This is a genomic window from Niastella populi (assembly GCF_002078015.1).
GTDB lineage: Bacteria > Bacteroidota > Bacteroidia > Chitinophagales > Chitinophagaceae > Niastella > Niastella populi.
Map to the genome: position 1 here is coordinate 146,250 of NZ_LWBP01000078.1, position 18,448 is coordinate 164,697.

The window sequence follows — 18,448 nt, forward strand, 5'->3', positions numbered from 1 at the left end:
TGTGATAATGAAATACAGTTCAGGTTATTAAGGGCTTGGGTGGCTGCAAAGCAAGTACCGATTGCCGATTTAAGTAGATTGCCGGTTTGTGCGCATGCCGAAAAATAATTATGAAGCCTGAGCAACGAGCATTTCACATTTCACAGCCCGTTTCACGATAAAGGCCACCTGGTATCCAGATGGCCTTCTTTATAATCTTTTTATTCCTTTTAGCTGGTAACTTAATTACAACCCAGCAACTCGCACAATTTCGCTTCGAGGTCCTGGCCGCGGAGGTTCTTGCCTACTATCTTTCCATCGGGATCGATGAGGAAGTTCTGCGGAATGCTTTCTATCTTGTATTTGCGGGCCACGGCATTGTTCCAGTGTTGCAGATCGCTCACCTGCGTCCACGCGAGATTATCGTCTTTTATAGCCTGGATCCAGTTCTCGCGAACCTTATCAAGCGAAACGCCCAGAACGGTGAAATTTTTGCTTTTAAACTTGTTGAACGCGGTAACCACGTTGGGGTTCTCCATACGGCAGGGTTTGCACCAGCTTGCCCAGAAATCGATGAGCACATATTTGCCCCTGAACGAGGTGAGCGATACCGGTTTACCGGTGGTATCGTTCTGTGAGAATTCAATGGCCTCGCTGCCAATGGCGCCTACTTTACTGTCGGCGATGCCCTGTTGTAAGATCTGGCCATAAAATCCCTTTTGACTGGCAGGGGTTAACTGGTTGAACCTGCTCTCCAGCTTAACGGGGTCCTGCTCCAGTTCGCGGGTAACCACCAGCATAAATGGAGTAACCGGCGAATTCTTTTTATCGGTCACGAATTTTTCAATCGCATTTACGGTAGCGTCATATGCCTGTTTATAAACAGCCATCATTGAATCGCTGGGCTGCCTGTTCGGCTGTGAATACATTTTCTGGTTCAGCGAAGTAAGGGTTTGAAACAGGGGATTGAAGATCCGCTGAAAATCGCTGAAGTCGTTGTTCACTGCAGAACCCTTTATCTCAAACTGCTGCACGTTGTCGATATTGCCCTTTATGGTTATGTTTTCATTGCCCATGAACAATACCGATTTCTTACTGGCAACATCAAAGTTCACCTGGTGAAGATTGGGTTCGGCCACCACTCCCTTTAATACAAAGGTTCCTTTTGTCACAACGGCCCGCGCCAGGGTATCGGTAGGTTTGTTCAGGTCAACCAGTGTTACCCGGCTGTTTTCGGCCAGTCCGGTTACGTTGCCCGTAATAACAAATCCCGTTTGCTTTTGCTGCGCCATCACCGCAACAGGTAATAAAAAAAGTCCCGCTATCAGCTTCTTCATGTTACTTTTTATTGGAATGTCGGTTTTGTAAAATACTTACCACCTGTTGCAAATTATAACCTTTTACGTTAAGTAATACCAAATAATGGAAAAGCAGGTCGGCCGCCTCATTCAGGAACAGTTCTTCATTGTTGTCCTTGGCCTCGATTACCAGTTCTACTGCCTCTTCGCCTACTTTTTGGGCAATTTTATTGAGGCCTTTGTTAAAAAGCTGGCGCACATATGACTTCTCATCTTCGCTCTTTTTACGTAACTCAATGATATCCTGCAAGTAATACAAAAAGTCGTCGCTATGGTTGCGTTCGCTCCAGCAGGTATCGGCCCCGGTATGGCAGGTGGGCCCCAGGGGCTGGGCTTTTACCAGCAGGGTGTCATTGTCGCAGTCAGATAAAATTTCCTTTACCAGCAGGTGGTTGCCGCTTTCCTCCCCTTTTGTCCACAGCCTTTGTTTACTGCGGCTGAAAAAGGTAACCCTGCCTTCCGACATGGTTTTATGCAGGGCCTCTTCGTTCATAAAACCCATCATCAGTACTTTATGGGTGTTGAAGTCCTGAATAATGGCCGGCACCAGGCCGTCGGCGTATTTTTTGAAATCAACTTTCATGGTGAATGGTCAATGGTCAATGCTTGTCCGTCCGAAGCCTAAGCGAAGGAGGAGTGAATTGACCTCATTATTAAATATTTTTTTGCTGGCGTTATTATTTGTCGTTTGTTCTGCCTGCCTTTATCAACTTTATTAACACTATCAACTTTTCAACTTCTTGTCAAACCGGTTAACCTGTCAACTAAACCGGCCTTATTTCAATATTTTTTCCCTGCAAATATCCCTTTAATTCCGGAATAGCTATTTCTTTAAAGTGAAATATACTGGCAGCCAGGGCCGCATCGGCCTGCGCCTGTTCAAATACATCAACAAAATGCTCCATAGCGCCGCCGCCGCCGGAGGCAATTACCGGTACAGGCAACTGGGTGGCCAGCTTTCGTGTTATATCTAACGCAAACCCCGCCTTGGTGCCATCGTGGTTCATGGAGGTAAGCAAGATCTCACCGGCGCCCAGCTCAACTGCCTGTTTTGCCCAATCGAAACACCGGGCATCGGTCTTAGTACGGCCGCCGTTCAGGTACACATACCATTCGCCATCTTCTTCCTGCCGTGTATCGATGGCCAGTACCACACACTGACTGCCGAACTCCCTGGCCAGGTCATGGATCAGTTGCGGATCTTTAAAGGCCGCGGTATTGACCGATATTTTATCGGCCCCGTTCTGCAACAGCGCACTTACATCGTCAACACTGCTGATGCCGCCACCAACGGTGAACGGAATATTGATGTGGTGCGCAATCCGGTTCACCAGTTCGCGCAGGGTCTTTCGTTTTTCAACGGTGGCGGTAATGTCTAAAAACACCAGCTCATCGGCGCCCTGTTGTGCATACAATGCACCCAACTCTACCGGATCGCCGGCATCGCGAAGATTTACAAAATTGGTCCCCTTCACCGTACGGCCGTCTTTTATATCTAAACAGGGAATGATTCGTTTACACAACATTACTTTACTATTTTACTGAAACCTCAGTGGTTATTTTATATTATCGAATTCAAAATACAGCTCAAAGCCGAAGGCCTAAAGCTGAAAGCGAAAGGCAAAACAGCAACAAGCAAATACAGCTTCGCACGCGGCAACCCGAAACAAAAAACCAAGAACTTAAAACTGAGAACTATTTTCTCTTTGTCAACTTTATCACCTCTATAAACTATATCAACTTTTCAACTCCTGTCAACTCGTCAACCCGTTAACTTGTCAACTTTTTCCAACTCCCTTCAGATCCTCCAGCGTGATCCGGTTCTCATAAATAGCTTTCCCAACTATCGCACCGGCGCAACCGATCTCTGCTAGGGTCTCCAGGTCGGCCATAGCACTTACGCCGCCACTGGCAATGAAATGTAAGGAAGGAAAACGCTCGATGATCTTTTTATACAGCTCAACCGACGGACCGGCCAGCAAACCATCTTTACTTACATCGGTACAAAATACCTGTTGCACACCATGATCAACATATTTTTGCAGGAAGTCATAGATCGAAATATCGGTGGTTTCGAGCCAGCCGCCTACCGTTATCTTTTCATCTTTTACATCGGCCCCCAGCAGGAATTTTTCAGCGCCGTATTGCAGTAACCATTTCACAAACTCAAATTCATTCTTTACCGCCAGGCTTCCAATGGTAGCCAACGCTGCTCCCGATTCAAATACGATGTTTACATCCTTCTCCGTTTTTATGCCACCGCCAAAATCAATAACCAGCGCGGTTTTACCGGCAATGGCCTCCAGCACTTTCCAGTTCTTTACCGCACCTGCTTTGGCGCCATCGAGGTCAACCAGGTGCAGGCGTTGCAGACCGGCGTCTTCAAACTGTTTGGCCACTTCAAGCGGGTGTTCGTTGTAAACCTTCTTTTGTTCATAATCACCCTGCGTTAACCGAACGCATTTTCCATCAATAATATCAATAGCCGGAATGATCTGCATATGCTTTTGCTGTAATAATTGCTTTTCCATTTTTATAAAATCGAGGCCGTATTTCTGCCAGGGCATTCCCACGGCCTGCATACCAAATTTTTTATAGATGGCCGTTGCGGTAAACCGGGCATTGCACCAGATGCTTTTCTTACCATTGCGCCGCGCCCAGTTCATTACATACTGCAACAGGGTAGTTCCATATCCCCTGCCCTGCCAGTTTGTTCTGGTGGCAAATTTCCTGAACTGTACAGCGCCATCTTTTTCAAAAACGGAGATAACCGAAACCAGTTCTCCCAAATCGTACAATCCCAAATGCATTCCGGTTTCATCATCTTCCAGCTTAACAAACTCAATGGTTTCATGCGGGTACATTACCTCCCGGCGCATGGCCCATACTTCGTTTAAAGGAACAGGTTGTATCGACATGTTACAGGTTCAAAAAGTTTTTCAGGATCTGTTCTCCCGCTTTGGCGCTTTTCTCGGGGTGAAACTGTACGCCATAGAAATTACCCTTGTGCAGGGCAGCGCTATATGGTTGTATATAATCTGCCGTGGCAATTGTATGTTCGCCCAGGGCAGCATAATAGCCATGCACAAAATAACAATAGCTGTTCACCGGCAGTTCTTTGAACAGGTCAGTTTTCAGGTTGAAGATATTGTTCCAGCCAATCTGCGGCACTTTTAGCCGTTCTACAGCATCTTCGCCTGCGTGGGAATGGCCTCCCACCGCCCCCCCCTGCTCACCCCCGGTGGGGGGGATAAATTTCCTAACGTGCTCATCAAATATATTGAGGCACGTAGTATCATTCTCTTCACTGTAAGCGCACATCAGCTGCATACCGAGGCAAATGCCCAGTACCGGCTGCTGCAGGTCTTTTATCAGCGTATCGAGTTTGTGCTCCTTCAGGTACCGCATGGCGCTGCTGGCCTCGCCCACACCCGGGAAGATCACCTTTCCCGCACTTTTAATTTTTTCGTAATCATCAGTAACCAATGCATTCACCCCGATACGTTCCAGCGCATACAGTACCGACTGAATATTTCCTGCATTGTATTTTATTATTACCAGGTCCATTTGTTATTTATCTCAGCTTTTAATATCAGTTATAAACTTTTTGATTGTGCCCTCCACATCGGGAGTATTCTCCAGCGCTTTAATGAACGCCGTTCCGATAATTGCCCCGTTGGCATGGCTACAGGCCTGCTGAAAAGTTGGTTTGTCTTTTATACCAAAACCCACCAGCACGGGATTCTTCAACTGCATCTTTTGCAGGCGCTGTAAATAATTATCAACCGCATTCATATCCTTGTCTTTCCCCGTGGTTGAAGATGACGATACCGCATACAGGAAACCCGTGCTCAGGCTATCGAGCCTGCGAATACGTTCTTCCGACGTTTCGGGCGTTACTAGGAAAATGAAATCCAACCCATAACGCTGCATAATGGGACCGTACTCCGTTTCAAATTCATATTCGGGCAGATCGGGAAGGATCAGTCCGTCAACCGGGGCATCAGCCGCATGCTGGCAAAACTTTTCAAACCCGTATTGTAAAACAGGGTTCATGTAGCCCATTAAAATAACAGGTACATATACCTGCTTGCGGAAATCTCTCAGCTGTTCAAATAACCTGGCAATGGTCATTCCGTTGGCCAGCGCTTTAGAGCTGCTTGCCTGTATCACAGGGCCATCGGCCAGCGGATCGCTATACGGCATTCCCAGTTCGATCATATCAACACCGCTCTCCTGCAATGCTTCCATTACCGGTACCGTGCTGTTCAGCTGCGGATAGCCGGCGGTGCAATACACATTGAGGATACCATTTTGTTTACGCTTAAAAAGTTCATTTATCCGATTCATATTAATTGCCAGTTTCGGGTTACCAGTTACCAGGGACTCAAATTATTACAGATCAAACATTGGCGGGCGTTCCGCATTAAAGCCCGGTAACAGTTTTATTGTATGTTCATCGCTTTCATGTACGTGGCCATATCCTTATCGCCTCTTCCGCTCAGGCAAACCACCACTGTTGAATCTTTGGTGAATTTTGCATTTGCCGGTACAGGCGCTTCCGATGGCTTGGGCGATTCCGGTTGAAGGAATTCAAGGCTCGCCAATGCGTGTGAGCTTTCCAGTGCCGGAATAATTCCTTCCTTTTTGGCCAGGTTAAAGGCGGCTTCCAGCGCCTGTTCATCTGTAGCGCTCAGGAAGGCGCCGCGCCGGCTATCGAACAAATGCGCATGCAGGGGACCGATGCCGGGGTAATCGAGACCGGCAGAGATACTATGCGGTTCTACTACCTGGCCGTCTTCCGTTTGCATTACCAGGCTTTTGCTGCCGTGTAATACACCGGGTTTGCCCAATTGGGTGGTGGCTGCACTGAGACCGCTATGCACGCCATTGCCGGCCGCTTCTATGGCTACCAGTTGAACCGTTGGTTCTTCGAGGAAATGATAGAAAGCGCCGGCTGCATTACTGCCGCCGCCCACACAGGCCAGTACATGCGTAGGTAATTCGCTGCCTGTTTTTTCTTTTAACTGCCACCTGATCTCTTCGCTGATCACGCTTTGAAAACGCGCTACCATGTCGGGATACGGGTGCGGCCCTACCACACTGCCGATGATATAATGCGTATCTACGGGGTTATTGATCCAGTCGCGAATAGCTTCGTTGGTAGCGTCTTTCAGCGTTTTGCTGCCGCTGGTAGCGGGGATCACCGTAGCGCCCAGCATTTTCATGCGGGCTACGTTCGGCGCCTGGCGCTCTATGTCTTTTTCGCCCATATACACAATACACTCCACGCCTTTCAGCGCACATACGGTAGCGGTAGCCACGCCATGTTGCCCGGCCCCGGTTTCGGCAATGATCCGTTTTTTGCCCAACCGTTCAGCCAGCAATATCTGCCCGATGGTGTTGTTCACTTTATGTGCGCCGGTATGGCAAAGGTCTTCCCGCTTCAGGTAAATATTGGTGCCATATTGTTTGCTCAACCGCTGTGCGAAATACAGGGGCGTAGGCCGGCCTGCATAATCGTGCAGCAGCGATCTGAATTCTTTCTGAAAGGCAGCATCGTAAATGATGTCGAGGTATTTCGATCTCAGTTCTTCCACATTGCGGTGCAGCATTTCGGGAATGAATGCACCACCGAACTTTCCATAATACCCCTGTGCATTGGGTTGCTGATATGTTGTTGTCGTCGTCATTTTTAAAACTTTTAATTGCTTACGCCCTGTGCAACCTTTTTGTTGCTGTGGTGTTCCATGGCGTCAAGTAAGGCCAGTAATATAGGATGCGGTTTTTCATAACCTGAATTCACCTGCGGAACAAAAAGCGTGGCAAGGTAGAACTGTTCGTTCAACTCAAGTACTCTTACCTCACCATTCAAATCGCTCCCTGTTATCAAAAAACCTGCTTCATGTATCTGCCGCTGATATTCAGGGTTAAGACCGAAATTGCAATAATAATTTTCGGTCATGACATGGGTCTTCATAATAGTATAGATCATCGAATCCCTGTCTGTTATTCTTATCTGTAGCCGCTGCCCTTTCAATGAACAGCTTAACGGATTTATAATCAGCTTCGATGCGTAAGGATTTGTTTCCGCATGCTCCGCATCTGTAATGCCGAGTACATTCCGTGCAAATTCGATGATCATGTGCTGAAACCCACCGCAAGTACCCAACGTAGGTATTTTATGAGTACGTGCGTATTCTATTATCTTCAGCACACCCGACATGCTTTTGTACGGACTGCCCGGCGCTATCAGCAATCCGTGGTACGAACGAATGATGGTCTCAAATTCAGGTTCTATCCTGTCAGTATCTACCCATTCGTACTGAAATGGTTTACCAAACTTTCCGGCAGCGTGATCAAATGCTTCGTTGGTAGCAATATGCGTATCATTCGAAGCAACAAAATCACCCATGATGCCCAATTTTATCATAGTATGAGGTTTAATTGCCTTCTTAGGCGTGCCACAGTTCGAAAGTGCACACCTTTGTTATCCGTCAACCGGTTGTTCCGGCGTCTTTAGCAATAACTGCATAAACGTAAGATCGAGCCAGCGGCCAAATTTGTAACCTACCTGTTTAAACTGTCCGGCTTCGGTAAAACCAAAACTACGGTGCAGGTTAATGCTTACTTCATTGGTAGCATCTATGCCGGCGATAATGGCATGCAGTTCCAGCTGTTCAGCGGCTTCTATTAACGGTTCAAGTAATTTCTTACCAATGCCTTTTCCGCGTTGATCAGCCGCCACATAGATCGAGTTCTCCACGGAATATTTATACGCTGCCCAGGCACGCCACGGACCAATGGAGCTAAAGCCCACCACCCTGCCATTTTCTTCAGCCACAAACACCGGGTAGCCCTGCGCTTCTTTTATCCGGAACCATTGTTTACGCATTTCAAGGGTATGCGGTTCGTAATCGTACACCGCCGTAGTGTTGATGATTGCGTCGTTATAAATTTCCAGTATGGCCGGAAGGTCTGTTTCAAGAGCGGCCCGTATCTGTATCATAGTATAAGATTTAGATTTTGAGACTTAGCGATTTTGAGATTTAGCAAATTGTCAGACTTCCCGGCTGTATTGAAATCACAAAATCTATAAATCTTAAAATCAGAAACTGTATTTAATACCGGCTGTTCAATTGCGTTACAAACTCTTTTATTTTGGCCATATCCTTTATACCCGGACTAACCTCGAACTTACTATTGATGTCTACCGAGAATAGCGCTTTACCTATGGGCAATTTGGCAAATTCGTTCAGTTCATCCTCATCACCCGGCTCTATGCCGCCGCTCAGGAAAAAGGGTTTGCCAATGGCTGCGTCTTTCAGCATGTTCCAGTTGAACTTTTTCCCGGTTCCGCCATACCCCGCGCCCATGGTATCGAACATGAACATATCGCACATATCCATATAAGGCTTTACCATCCATTCAATATTATCGTTTTCACTAATGCGGAAGGCCTTTACCACCGAAACATAATCAGCGATCTTCTCACAATACTTAGGCGTTTCATCCCCATGTAACTGAACCATATGCAAGCGGCATTCATCAACCATATGCAACACTTCCTCAATAGAGGCATTTACAAAAACGCCCACCTTGTTGATACTGTTCTCTTTCCTGATCTGACTGGTGGTGAGGCCCTTGAAAACGTAGCGCGGACTTTTAGGATAAAAAATAAATCCCGCAAAGGTAACGCCCATTGGGCCCAGTTGCTCCACCTGTTCAGGAAGTGTCATACCGCAAACTTTTACTCGCATAGCGTTGTCAGATTTTAAGTGTTAGGGTTATGGCCATGCAATCGCTATTTTACTTCGATTCCAGTTGCGCTATGAATTTATGAAATGCCTCGCCTGGATGAGCTTCTTTCATAAAATTTTCTCCAATTAAGAACCCACGAAAGTCATGTTCCTTAAAAAGCCTGATATTGGCAACGGAGCTGATGCCGCTTTCCGCTATTTTTATTTTATCAGCAGGGATCCGTTCCGCCATCCGCAGGCTGCGGTCAATATCTACTTCAAATGTTTTGAGGTTCCGGTTGTTGATGCCTACCAGTTTCGTTTCGTCGCAAATATGTTCCAGCTCGTCTTCGGCATGCAGTTCGAGCAACACTTCCAGTTGTAAAGAGGCGGCAAAGGTCGCCAGCCGTTTTACTTCGGCCGGGGTTAAACAGGCCGCGATAAGCAATATCACATCGGCGCCCATAGCCCGGGCCTCGGCGATCTGGTATTCATCTATCATAAAATCCTTACGCAGAACAGGCACCTGGTTCACCCTGGCCCTGATGAGATCGGCTGTGCTTCCGCCAAAGAACAGTTCATCGGTGAGCACCGATAAACCCGAAGCCCCAAAGCGGGCATAGGCTGAAGTTACCTCTACTACATCGGCCGCACCATTGATGATGCCTTTGCTGGGCGATTTACGTTTGAACTCGGCTATTATCCCCGTTTTTGCATCATCGAGCAGGAACTGCGCAAGTGACAATACCGGCCGGTTGAAAAAAGCCTGTTGCTCCAATTCGCTTACCGGAGTTTGTTTTTTGCGTTCGGCTACTTCGGTTCTTTTGTGTTCTATTATTTTATCGAGAATGTTCATCGTGCATGGTCAATGGTGAATGGTGAATGCTTCAACATCAGCTTCCCTCTCCCATTTAAATTTTAATATTCGGTTTCTGTATTCCATTAGCTAATTAGCACATCGGCTAATTACTGCAATGCAACCAACTTCTTCAATGCCTCATTCGCCCTGCCACTCTCCAGACTCTCTACTGCTTTCGCATAGGCATCGTCATAGGTTTTGTAATTTCCGGTGCAATGCAGGGCCATGGCCGCGTTGGCCAGTACAACCGCATTCTGCGCCCAGGTGCCTTCACCCTTTAATATTCTGGTGAAGATCTTAGCAGCTTCTTCCACCGTGTTGCCGCCATAGATATCAGTGGGGTTCACCATTCGTTTTCCGAGTTGCTCGGGCGTCATTATTTTTTCGCCGTTATTGGTGATCACCTTGGTATCGTTGGTAAGCGATATTTCATCGTACCCGTCGAGGCTATGAATAATGGTGAATGCTTTATCTGATAATTGTAACAGGTAATTGTAAATACGCGCCATCTCCAGGTTATATACCCCTATCAGTTGAAACGGCGGGAAGGCCGGGTTCACCATGGGGCCGAGCATGTTGAAGAACGTGCGCATGCCGAGGTTCTTCCTGATAGGCCCAACAGTTTTTAATGCGGGGTGAAACAGGGGCGCATGTAAGAAACAGATATTGGCTTCATCCACTTCTTTCTTCAGCCGGCCTGGGTCATTCTTGAATTTGTATCCCAACTGCTCCATTACGTTTGAAGCGCCACTGATCGACGAGGCTCCGTAGTTTCCATGCTTGGCCACTTTTTGACCGGTACCGGCCACTATAAAGCAACTGAGGGTAGAAATATTGAAGGTATTTTTTCCATCACCACCGGTACCCACGATATCGATAACGGGGAAACCGTTCAGGTCGACCTTTACGCACAACTCCAGCAGGGCTTCCTGAAATCCCTGCAGTTCTTCAATGGTTACACTGCGCATGAGGTAAACAGTCATAAAGGCCGTTACTTCATGTTCGTTATATACACCTTTGCCAATATTCATTAAAACTTCCTTTGCCTGTTCGCGGCTCAGGGTTTTATGTTCGAAAAGGTATTGTAATATCTTTTTCATATTGCTTATGAATGATGAACCATTTTTTATATTCTGTATTCCATTATCACATTATCGAATTATCACATTATCACATTAGCTATTATGCCTTCAGCCAGTTGCGTAAAATATCTTCCCCCTTTGGCGTCAACACACTTTCGGGGTGAAACTGCACGCCCTGTACATCATACTGCCTATGCTGCAATGCCATGATGAAATTATTTGCATCGCGGGCGGTGATCTCCAGTTCTTCAGGAAATCCTTCTTCACTTACCACCCAGCTATGATACCGGCCTACTTCGAATTCGTTGGGTAAACCTTCAAACAATGAATTTTTGATGGCGGTTGGCACCTGCTCTATTTCAGTGGCTGTTGCCGGTTGCCGGTTAGCAGTTGCCGGTTTCCTTTTTACGTTTGCCGATTCACCTTTCCCATTTTCCGGTTTACGGCCGGTCAACTGTATTGGCGTAGCCACGCCATGATACACCGTACTGAGGTTAACCAGCTTTCCGCCAAATGCCTGCCCAATGGCCTGGTGGCCCAAACAAACACCAAGTATTGATTTGCTGGCCGCATATTCTTTTATCAGCGGCAGCAACAGTCCGGCTTCTTCAGGAATACCGGGCCCTGGCGACAAAATGATCTTATCGTAATCCTTTACTTTTTCCAGCGGCAGCTGGTCGTTGCGGTGAACTTCTACTTTTTGATGCAATATCTTTTCAACCAGGTGTACCAGGTTGTAGGTAAAAGAGTCGTAGTTATCAAAAACAAGGATCTTCATGTTCAAGTATGTTATGGTGCTGAACGGAGAACGATGCTAGCTGTACTTCAGCCGGGTACCGTTTAAAATATTTCCTGGGCAAACACGATGGCTTTTTTCAACGCGCCCAGTTTGTTGTTTACTTCCTGTAATTCGCTTTCGGGTTTGCTGGCGGCCACCACACCGGCACCGGCCTGGTATATGAGTTTGTTATGGCGGCTCATAAACGTGCGGATCATGATGGCATGATTGCACTGGCCGTCGAAACCCATAAACCCGATGGCGCCACCATAGTAACTTCTGGCGGTTGGCTCAAAAGCATCGATGAGCTCCATGGCCTTGAACTTGGGTGCGCCGCTCAACGTACCGGCGGGAAAGGTTTTCGCCAGTAATGCAAACGGGTTGCTGCCCGTGCGCACTTTGCCGCTTACCTCACTTACCAGGTGTATTACGTGCGAATAATATTGTACTTCGCGATAGTGCTCTACTTTTACTTCATCGCACAGGCGGCTGAGGTCGTTTCGCGCCAGATCTACCAGCATTACATGCTCGGCATTTTCCTTGGCATCGTGTAACAGGCGTTCCGCTTCACGCTGGTCGGTTTCATCATCACCGGTGCGTTTGAAGGTGCCCGCTATAGGGTGAACCACCGCTTTGCCGTTCTGCATAATAAGCTGGGCTTCGGGCGAAGAACCCATCAGTTTATAATCGCCATAATCAAAGAAGAACAGGTATGGTGATGGGTTGATGCTGCGTAACGCGCGATATACCGCAAATTCATCACCGGTAAAACCCTGTTCAAAACACCGGCTCAGCACTATCTGGAACACATCGCCCCGCATACAGCTCTGAATGCCTTTCTTCACCATATCGGTATAATCGGTATCGGTCATGTTCGATGCCTCAGGCCCCTTTGTTTTGAAAGGATACACAGGCACATCTTTACTGCGGATGAGCGATTCCACCACGGCCAGCTCGCTTTCGACACCCGGCATGGTATTTTCGCAAATGAACAGTTCGTCTTTATGATGATTGATCGCAATTACATACTGGTACAGGCGATACCGCATAAGGGGAATTACCGGTTGCCCGTTGGGCGATTTGCGTTCAACGCCCAGTTGAATGGTGTCGAAGAACTGAACGGCGTCGTACGTAGTGTAACCGTACAGCCCCTGGGCAAATTTTGTTTCTTTTCCACCGGGAGCAGCCTCGAAGCGCTGCATAAATTCCCACAGTTTTTCAGGTACTTCGGCGCTGTTTGAGATGGCGGCTTTTTCGGGAGGGAGGCCGGGTAATTTGAATTCGATGCTTTTGGCGGAAGTGATCTCTATGCCGGCGATGGCATTGATGCAGATGAAGGAGTAGCTGTTGTCGGCGGCATGGTGGTCGGTACTTTCGAGGAGCACCGTATCGCGAAAACGATCGCGCACCCGGAGGTAAATGCCCACCGGCGTGAATACATCAGCCAGCAGCTTTTTACAATTTGTAGTAATATTTATCTTTTTCATTGAGCATAGCCCTTAAAAAATTCAAAAAAAAACCCCGACGGTAACGTCGGGGCCTGAATATTATGTTTTAATAAAACATCAATAGCAGCTTACAAGCCCCTTTTAGAGTTTGTATGCCACCACCAATGATTATTTTGTAATTGCTTTTTCATTACGTTTACAAAAGTGCTTTGCAAAAATGAATTGACCAAATTTATTTTGTTGTAACTGAAGGTATTTTTATCAGGATGCAGCCGGGTGTCGAAAATATTTACAATTCAAAGCCAATCTTTAGAAATCCTATAATAAAACCGGTTATGTTTGGTAATTGATATACTTCTTACATACGGATCGGTTAAGGAAGGTAACCCTGTATATGGATGTTTCTTTTCTTTCAATTTCTTCTTATCCTTAACGTACTATTTAAATAAAAATGCGAATTTTAGCCGTCAATTGCCGTTGGCCTGGAAGAACCTGATGGTAAACAATATACAGCCACGCAACAACCCAAAATACCTCTAAACCGCTTGCCGGCATGAAGTAATTTCGAGATCTCGGGATTTGGAGATTTTTAGATTTGTCGGAAGGCTAAATCATAAGAAATCGCAAAATCACTACATCTCACAATCAGAAATTGATTTATTATTCCTATTCATTATGGTAATACAACACAAACAGTTAAATGGGAAAGGTATGTTCTATGTAGGGCAGGATGGCGCCATCCTTGCCGAAATGGTGTATACTATGGCCCCTAACAAAATGATCATCGAGCATACTGAAGTAGATGATTCCCTCAGCGGAAAAGGCGTTGGCAAACAAATGGTACAAACCGCTGTTGAATATGCCCGCACCCATAACATCAAGATCGTTCCGCTCTGCCCTTTTGCGAAATCGGTATTGGATAAAATGCCTGAGTGGCAGGATGTGCTGGTGTAACAGGTTAACAAGTTGACGAGTTAACTTGTTAACCTGTTAACCCGTCAACATTTTCAACTTATTTCAACTGTCTTTTATACAACTGAATGGTATTTTCATACCCGAGGTACAAGGCGTCGCTTATCAACGCATGCCCTATAGATACCTCCAGCAAACCCGGAATATTTTGTGAGAAATAAGCCAGGTTGTTCAGGTCGAGGTCGTGACCGGCATTGATGCCCAGCTTTAGTTCATTGGCTCTTTTGGCAGCCGCTACATAACCGGCAATGGCCTTTTCTTTACCATTCGCATATTCGCGGGCGTAGCCTTCGGTATACAATTCTATACGGTCGGTTCCGGTTTCGGCAGCGCCATTCACCATTTCCACAACCGGGTCAACAAAGATCGATACGCGAATACCGGCCTTTTGAAATACCTGAATCATTTCCCGCAGGTAATCGCGGTGTTTAATGGTATCCCAGCCATGGTCGCTTGTCAACTGTCCTTCTGCATCGGGTACCAGCGTTACCTGGTGGGGTTGCGTTTGCAGCACCAGGTCAACAAACTTCTGCTCACTGCAATTTCCTTCTATATTGAACTCGGTAGTGATGATCTTTTTTATCTCACGCACATCGGCATAACGGATATGCCGCTCATCGGGCCGGGGATGCACGGTTACGCCATCGGCGCCGAACCGCTGCGCATCGATGGCCGCTTTTACTACATCGGGATTATTACCACCGCGGCTATTGCGCAACGTGGCAAATTTGTTGATGTTTACACTCAGCTTTGTCATGCCCAAAATTAGTTATAAGTTCTTAGTTTTTTGTTCTAAGTTCTTTTAATTGGCACTCGCTATTAATAGCTGTCGGGTTCCGCGGCGGCGTGTATTCGCATTCGCTTTCGGCTTTCGGCTTTCGGCTGTATTCCGCGTTAAGCATAAAAAAAGAGCTGTTTTGCAACAGCTCCTCGTTGGGGTTAGGGGTTCTCTATATTTTCTAGCCTTTTGAAATATTTGTACTGTATAAAATGTCTCCTTCCAGGTCTACGATGTCGAGCGAATAAACACCAGTTGGTAAAAATTCAACTTCACTTATGTTGGTTATGTTAATTCCTTTTACCAGAAACCAACTGAACATTTTTACGATCTTATCGTCCTCATCGAACATCCGCACTATAACATGTTTGCCCTGCACACAGGTTACGTCGAGCGTTATGGAGGTGAAGAAAGGGTTGGGGCGGACAACAACTTTAGGGATCATAATTTCTGAATTTGGGGCTTCTGAAGAACCACGAGCTTCATTTTGTGAAGTCTGGTCAATCTGCAATATCCTGTTCAGCTTTTGCCTCATTGATACAGCGTTTTTCTCCGCCTTGTGCTCTTCTGTGTTATGACTATGGCTTAATGGTATCACTAATAATGGTTTGATAAAAGGTTACTAATGCGATGCCATATTTTAAACCACTCATAATCAATCTCATGTCCGGCCATCTTGTTTGCTCCTGTCTCTTTTTGGGATAAAACTTTATTAATTTGGGAAAGCTGGGCGCGGTTTTCGGTCTTGCATACATGTTTCCATTTTTAATACTTAGGAAAACCTGTATGTGCTTCCCTGCGCCATGGGAAACCGGTTACTTTACTACCTTCGTGCTGCATAAGATAACACCATCTTCATCCATCAAATCGAGCATGTACATACCGGTACCAAGCTTGTTGAGGTTATTGATATTGCTGATGTTGATGCCCTTTTTCAGCTTCCATAAAAAAAGACTGATGATCTTTCCGGTAGTATCGGCCATACGTACTACGCCGGGTTGATCTTCCGATGCAGTTATCTCAAGGGTAAGAGATGAAATAAAGGGGTTGGGCCGGGTTGTTATCACATTTACAGCCATCATACTCATACAATTAAGGGTTTTGGGTTTTCAAGCAATTAGTTCGTTAGGGTTCGTGAATAGTTATTCGATAAAAATGCCAAAAGTTAAGTACATGATAAGCAATCATTTATGAAATCATGTTTAAACGCTTCATTCTCATTTTTGGAAAAGAGGTTGGAAAACGGGAAGTCGATTGGCAAAGGCAACGGCAGCAGTAGCAATTTGCAACATCCGGTAAGCAATAACAATACGCACTAACACCTGGCTAAAGTGAGCCTGGCGCGGATTACAGGTAACCCCCTCTCATTTTCATAGGAGAATTATAGATATCCCGGAGATATTCCCGATATATTCCGGAGATGTTCCCGAGATATTCTGGCTGTAAATAGAGCGGGAAGATCCCGGGAATAAGGCGGGATAACGACTAACTCAACCCCCGGAAACCCCTGGATAGTACCTGATAATAATGCCCCAAAAAAGCCGGATCACCATAATGGTAACCCGGCTTCTTATACTATATAGGTTGTCTTCTATTTTCCTTCAGGGACCGTTTGTATCAAAACCTCGCCACCAGCTTCACGTTCAGCAAACGGGGCGTAAGCCGGTTCGGCATGGCAAATACGGTGTTCGAAAAATCCTTGATGAGCAGGTATGAAATGGTATTGTCGCGGTCGATGAGGTTGAACACCTCCAGCGTAGCCCAGATGTTCTCAAAATTGCGGAACGGGCTATGGCTGCGGCGATTGCTTTTCTCGCTATCGAGCAGCAACGCGCTAAAGCCCAGATCGATCCTTATATAAGGATCGATGATCATCGCATTGCGGTACTTTACACTGTTGGGAATATTATAGGGCAGGTTGCTGCCGTACAGGAAATTGAGGTATACTTTAAAGTTCTTGTTGGTGCTCAGGTAATCCTGCAGGAACATCCCGAAGGTGAACAACCTGTCTGACGGACGGCGTAACCAGCCCGCTTCTTTCAGGGTGCTGTCGGTTACCGTACCGGCATCGTCGACCTTGTAATCGTAATACGTATCGCCTTTCAGGTTTTCGCGGGTACGCATAAAGCCGAGGCTTATCCAGCTTTCCGCATCTTTTATCAGCTCGCCAAACAGGCGGGCCTCAAAACCGGCAGCGTAGGCCTTTGCCTGGTTCTCGCCAAAATAACGCAACCTTACATTATCGATATCATAGGGCACTACATCCCACATGCTTTTATAATATGCTTCGGTGGCCAACCTGAACGGCCGGCTGCCCGAGCGGAAATTGTAATCGAACCCGGCAGATACCTGCCAGCTTTTTTGCGCTTTCAGATCCTTGTTCACCGTTCCATCGTACCGGCGTAATTCGCGGTAAAACGGCGGTTGATTATAAATACCGGCCGCGCCGCGGAAGATAACATCGCGTTTCCAGTGCGCAGGCTTCCAGGAGAAGCCAACACGGGGCGAGATCAGCAACTCATTATTCAGATCATTTACATTGTAACGCGCACCGGCCTGTAACACTACCCCACTTGAATCGCCGCCAACTATTATATTATCCTGAATATAACCGGTAAGCCGGGTTATGGTAAGGTCGGCCTTTGAGTTCAATACTTTATTTAAAATAAAATTACCGCGATCATAAGGGAGGCTGTAACCTGCCGAATCCTGGTACTCCCATTCATGCAGTTTATCGCTTATCGTTTGCCGTTCTACGCTTTGCCCCCACTGCAGGTAATGTTTTCCCATATCGAGAAAGCCCTTATGCGAGGCATTCCAAACCTGGATATTGAGTTTGTTACGGGCATAGTTCTGATACAATCCGGCCCCAAGCGGGTTGTTGATCAATCCAAAATCTGCTTTGGTTTTATCGAATTCGCGTTCGCCAAAAATATATGCACCGGTAATATCGATGCCTTCGCGTTCGTCGTTTTCGAATCGGCTAAGCATCCATTTCAGCCGCAGGTTTTTTTTAGGGTTCTGGGTCAACGATAAACCCACCATGTTGGTGCGGTACCTGTCTTCTTCCCGGCCCTGGAAATAAATATCCAGTCCAAGATTGGCGCTGAAATAGGGCGAGAATACCGATGAGGTGAGCTGGCTGTATTCAGGTACCAGCGTGAATTTGGTTTGGGAAATGTTTCCCATCAGTTCAATGCTGTTCTTTGCATTCAACTGCCAGGTAAGCAGGGCCTGCAGGTCGGAAGAAGAGGGCACATAATTACCCTGGGTTTCCTGGCTTTTAAGCAGGTTGCGGTTGCTGCGGTTACGAACGCCTATGAGGTAACTGAACCTGTTGTTCTTTGTAATGCCTTCGAGATGGAGGCCCTGTTCAAGCAGGCCAGCATATACCGAACCGCCGAAATTGCGCGGCTTTTTATATTGAATATCGAGAACCGACGACATTTTATCGC

General features: G+C 46.6%; 18 protein-coding genes. 1 reads left to right on the forward strand and 17 read right to left on the reverse strand.

Annotated elements, in window-relative coordinates:
• Positions 1-221: 221 nt before the first annotated feature.
• The 14 genes from A4R26_RS08910 to A4R26_RS08975 all read right to left on the reverse strand — a co-directional run bounded on the left by A4R26_RS08910 (position 222) and on the right by A4R26_RS08975 (position 13,282).
• The gene (locus tag A4R26_RS08910; protein ID WP_081163434.1) at positions 222-1,316 is read right to left on the reverse strand and encodes a TlpA disulfide reductase family protein; all 1,095 of its coding nucleotides are present in this window, start codon (positions 1,314-1,316) and stop codon (positions 222-224) included.
• A 1-nt stretch (position 1,317) separates the two neighbouring features.
• Positions 1,318-1,920 carry a bifunctional phosphoribosyl-AMP cyclohydrolase/phosphoribosyl-ATP diphosphatase HisIE gene (gene hisIE / locus A4R26_RS08915; protein ID WP_081163435.1) on the reverse strand — a complete coding sequence of 201 codons (603 nt, stop codon included), beginning with the start codon at positions 1,918-1,920 and terminating at the stop codon, positions 1,318-1,320.
• Positions 1,921-2,101: 181 nt separating this feature from the next.
• Positions 2,102-2,863, reverse strand: coding sequence for an imidazole glycerol phosphate synthase subunit HisF (gene hisF, locus A4R26_RS08920; RefSeq protein WP_081163436.1), 762 nt, complete (start codon positions 2,861-2,863; stop codon positions 2,102-2,104).
• A 252-nt stretch (positions 2,864-3,115) separates the two neighbouring features.
• Positions 3,116-4,255, reverse strand: coding sequence for a 1-(5-phosphoribosyl)-5-[(5-phosphoribosylamino)methylideneamino]imidazole-4-carboxamide isomerase (gene hisA, locus A4R26_RS08925; RefSeq protein WP_081163437.1), 1,140 nt, complete (start codon positions 4,253-4,255; stop codon positions 3,116-3,118).
• Between the two features lies 1 nt (position 4,256).
• Positions 4,257-4,904, reverse strand: a complete 648-nt coding sequence (gene hisH / locus A4R26_RS08930) for an imidazole glycerol phosphate synthase subunit HisH (protein WP_081163438.1) — start codon at positions 4,902-4,904, stop codon at positions 4,257-4,259.
• A 12-nt stretch (positions 4,905-4,916) separates the two neighbouring features.
• Positions 4,917-5,687, reverse strand: coding sequence for a tryptophan synthase subunit alpha (trpA, locus tag A4R26_RS08935; RefSeq protein WP_081163439.1), 771 nt, complete (start codon positions 5,685-5,687; stop codon positions 4,917-4,919).
• A gap of 95 nt (positions 5,688-5,782) precedes the next feature.
• Entirely contained in the window at positions 5,783-7,030 is a 1,248-nt protein-coding gene (gene trpB, locus A4R26_RS08940; RefSeq protein ID WP_081163440.1) for a tryptophan synthase subunit beta, read from the reverse strand.
• An 11-nt stretch (positions 7,031-7,041) separates the two neighbouring features.
• Positions 7,042-7,770 (reverse strand): CTP synthase C-terminal region-related (seleno)protein, encoded by a 729-nt coding sequence (locus A4R26_RS08945; protein ID WP_081163441.1) that lies wholly within the window; start codon positions 7,768-7,770, stop codon positions 7,042-7,044.
• Positions 7,771-7,827: 57 nt separating this feature from the next.
• Positions 7,828-8,346 (reverse strand): GNAT family N-acetyltransferase, encoded by a 519-nt coding sequence (locus A4R26_RS08950; RefSeq protein ID WP_081163442.1) that lies wholly within the window; start codon positions 8,344-8,346, stop codon positions 7,828-7,830.
• 112 nt (positions 8,347-8,458) lie between these two features.
• Positions 8,459-9,097, reverse strand: a complete 639-nt coding sequence (locus tag A4R26_RS08955) for a phosphoribosylanthranilate isomerase (protein ID WP_081163443.1) — start codon at positions 9,095-9,097, stop codon at positions 8,459-8,461.
• A 49-nt stretch (positions 9,098-9,146) separates the two neighbouring features.
• Positions 9,147-9,932, reverse strand: coding sequence for an indole-3-glycerol phosphate synthase TrpC (gene trpC / locus A4R26_RS08960; protein WP_081163444.1), 786 nt, complete (start codon positions 9,930-9,932; stop codon positions 9,147-9,149).
• Between the two features lie 110 nt (positions 9,933-10,042).
• On the reverse strand, positions 10,043-11,035 hold the full coding sequence (trpD, locus tag A4R26_RS08965; RefSeq protein ID WP_081163445.1) for an anthranilate phosphoribosyltransferase: 993 nt from the start codon (positions 11,033-11,035) through the stop codon (positions 10,043-10,045).
• A gap of 82 nt (positions 11,036-11,117) precedes the next feature.
• Complete coding sequence (locus tag A4R26_RS08970) at positions 11,118-11,795, reverse strand: anthranilate synthase component II (protein WP_081163446.1); 678 nt, start codon at positions 11,793-11,795, stop codon at positions 11,118-11,120.
• A gap of 62 nt (positions 11,796-11,857) precedes the next feature.
• Positions 11,858-13,282, reverse strand: coding sequence for an anthranilate synthase component I family protein (locus A4R26_RS08975; protein WP_081163447.1), 1,425 nt, complete (start codon positions 13,280-13,282; stop codon positions 11,858-11,860).
• A gap of 636 nt (positions 13,283-13,918) precedes the next feature.
• Here A4R26_RS08975 and A4R26_RS08985 point away from each other — a divergent pair.
• Positions 13,919-14,197 carry a GNAT family N-acetyltransferase gene (locus A4R26_RS08985; protein ID WP_081163449.1) on the forward strand — a complete coding sequence of 93 codons (279 nt, stop codon included), beginning with the start codon at positions 13,919-13,921 and terminating at the stop codon, positions 14,195-14,197.
• Between the two features lie 58 nt (positions 14,198-14,255).
• Here A4R26_RS08985 and A4R26_RS08990 read toward each other — a convergent pair whose 3' ends face one another.
• From A4R26_RS08990 to A4R26_RS09000, 3 genes are all read right to left on the reverse strand, one after another.
• Complete coding sequence (locus tag A4R26_RS08990) at positions 14,256-14,972, reverse strand: pyridoxine 5'-phosphate synthase (protein ID WP_081163450.1); 717 nt, start codon at positions 14,970-14,972, stop codon at positions 14,256-14,258.
• Between the two features lie 202 nt (positions 14,973-15,174).
• Positions 15,175-15,438, reverse strand: a complete 264-nt coding sequence (locus A4R26_RS08995; protein ID WP_133054600.1) for a hypothetical protein — start codon at positions 15,436-15,438, stop codon at positions 15,175-15,177.
• A gap of 370 nt (positions 15,439-15,808) precedes the next feature.
• Positions 15,809-16,081 (reverse strand): T9SS type A sorting domain-containing protein, encoded by a 273-nt coding sequence (locus A4R26_RS09000; protein ID WP_081163452.1) that lies wholly within the window; start codon positions 16,079-16,081, stop codon positions 15,809-15,811.
• Positions 16,082-18,448 lie beyond the last annotated feature (2,367 nt).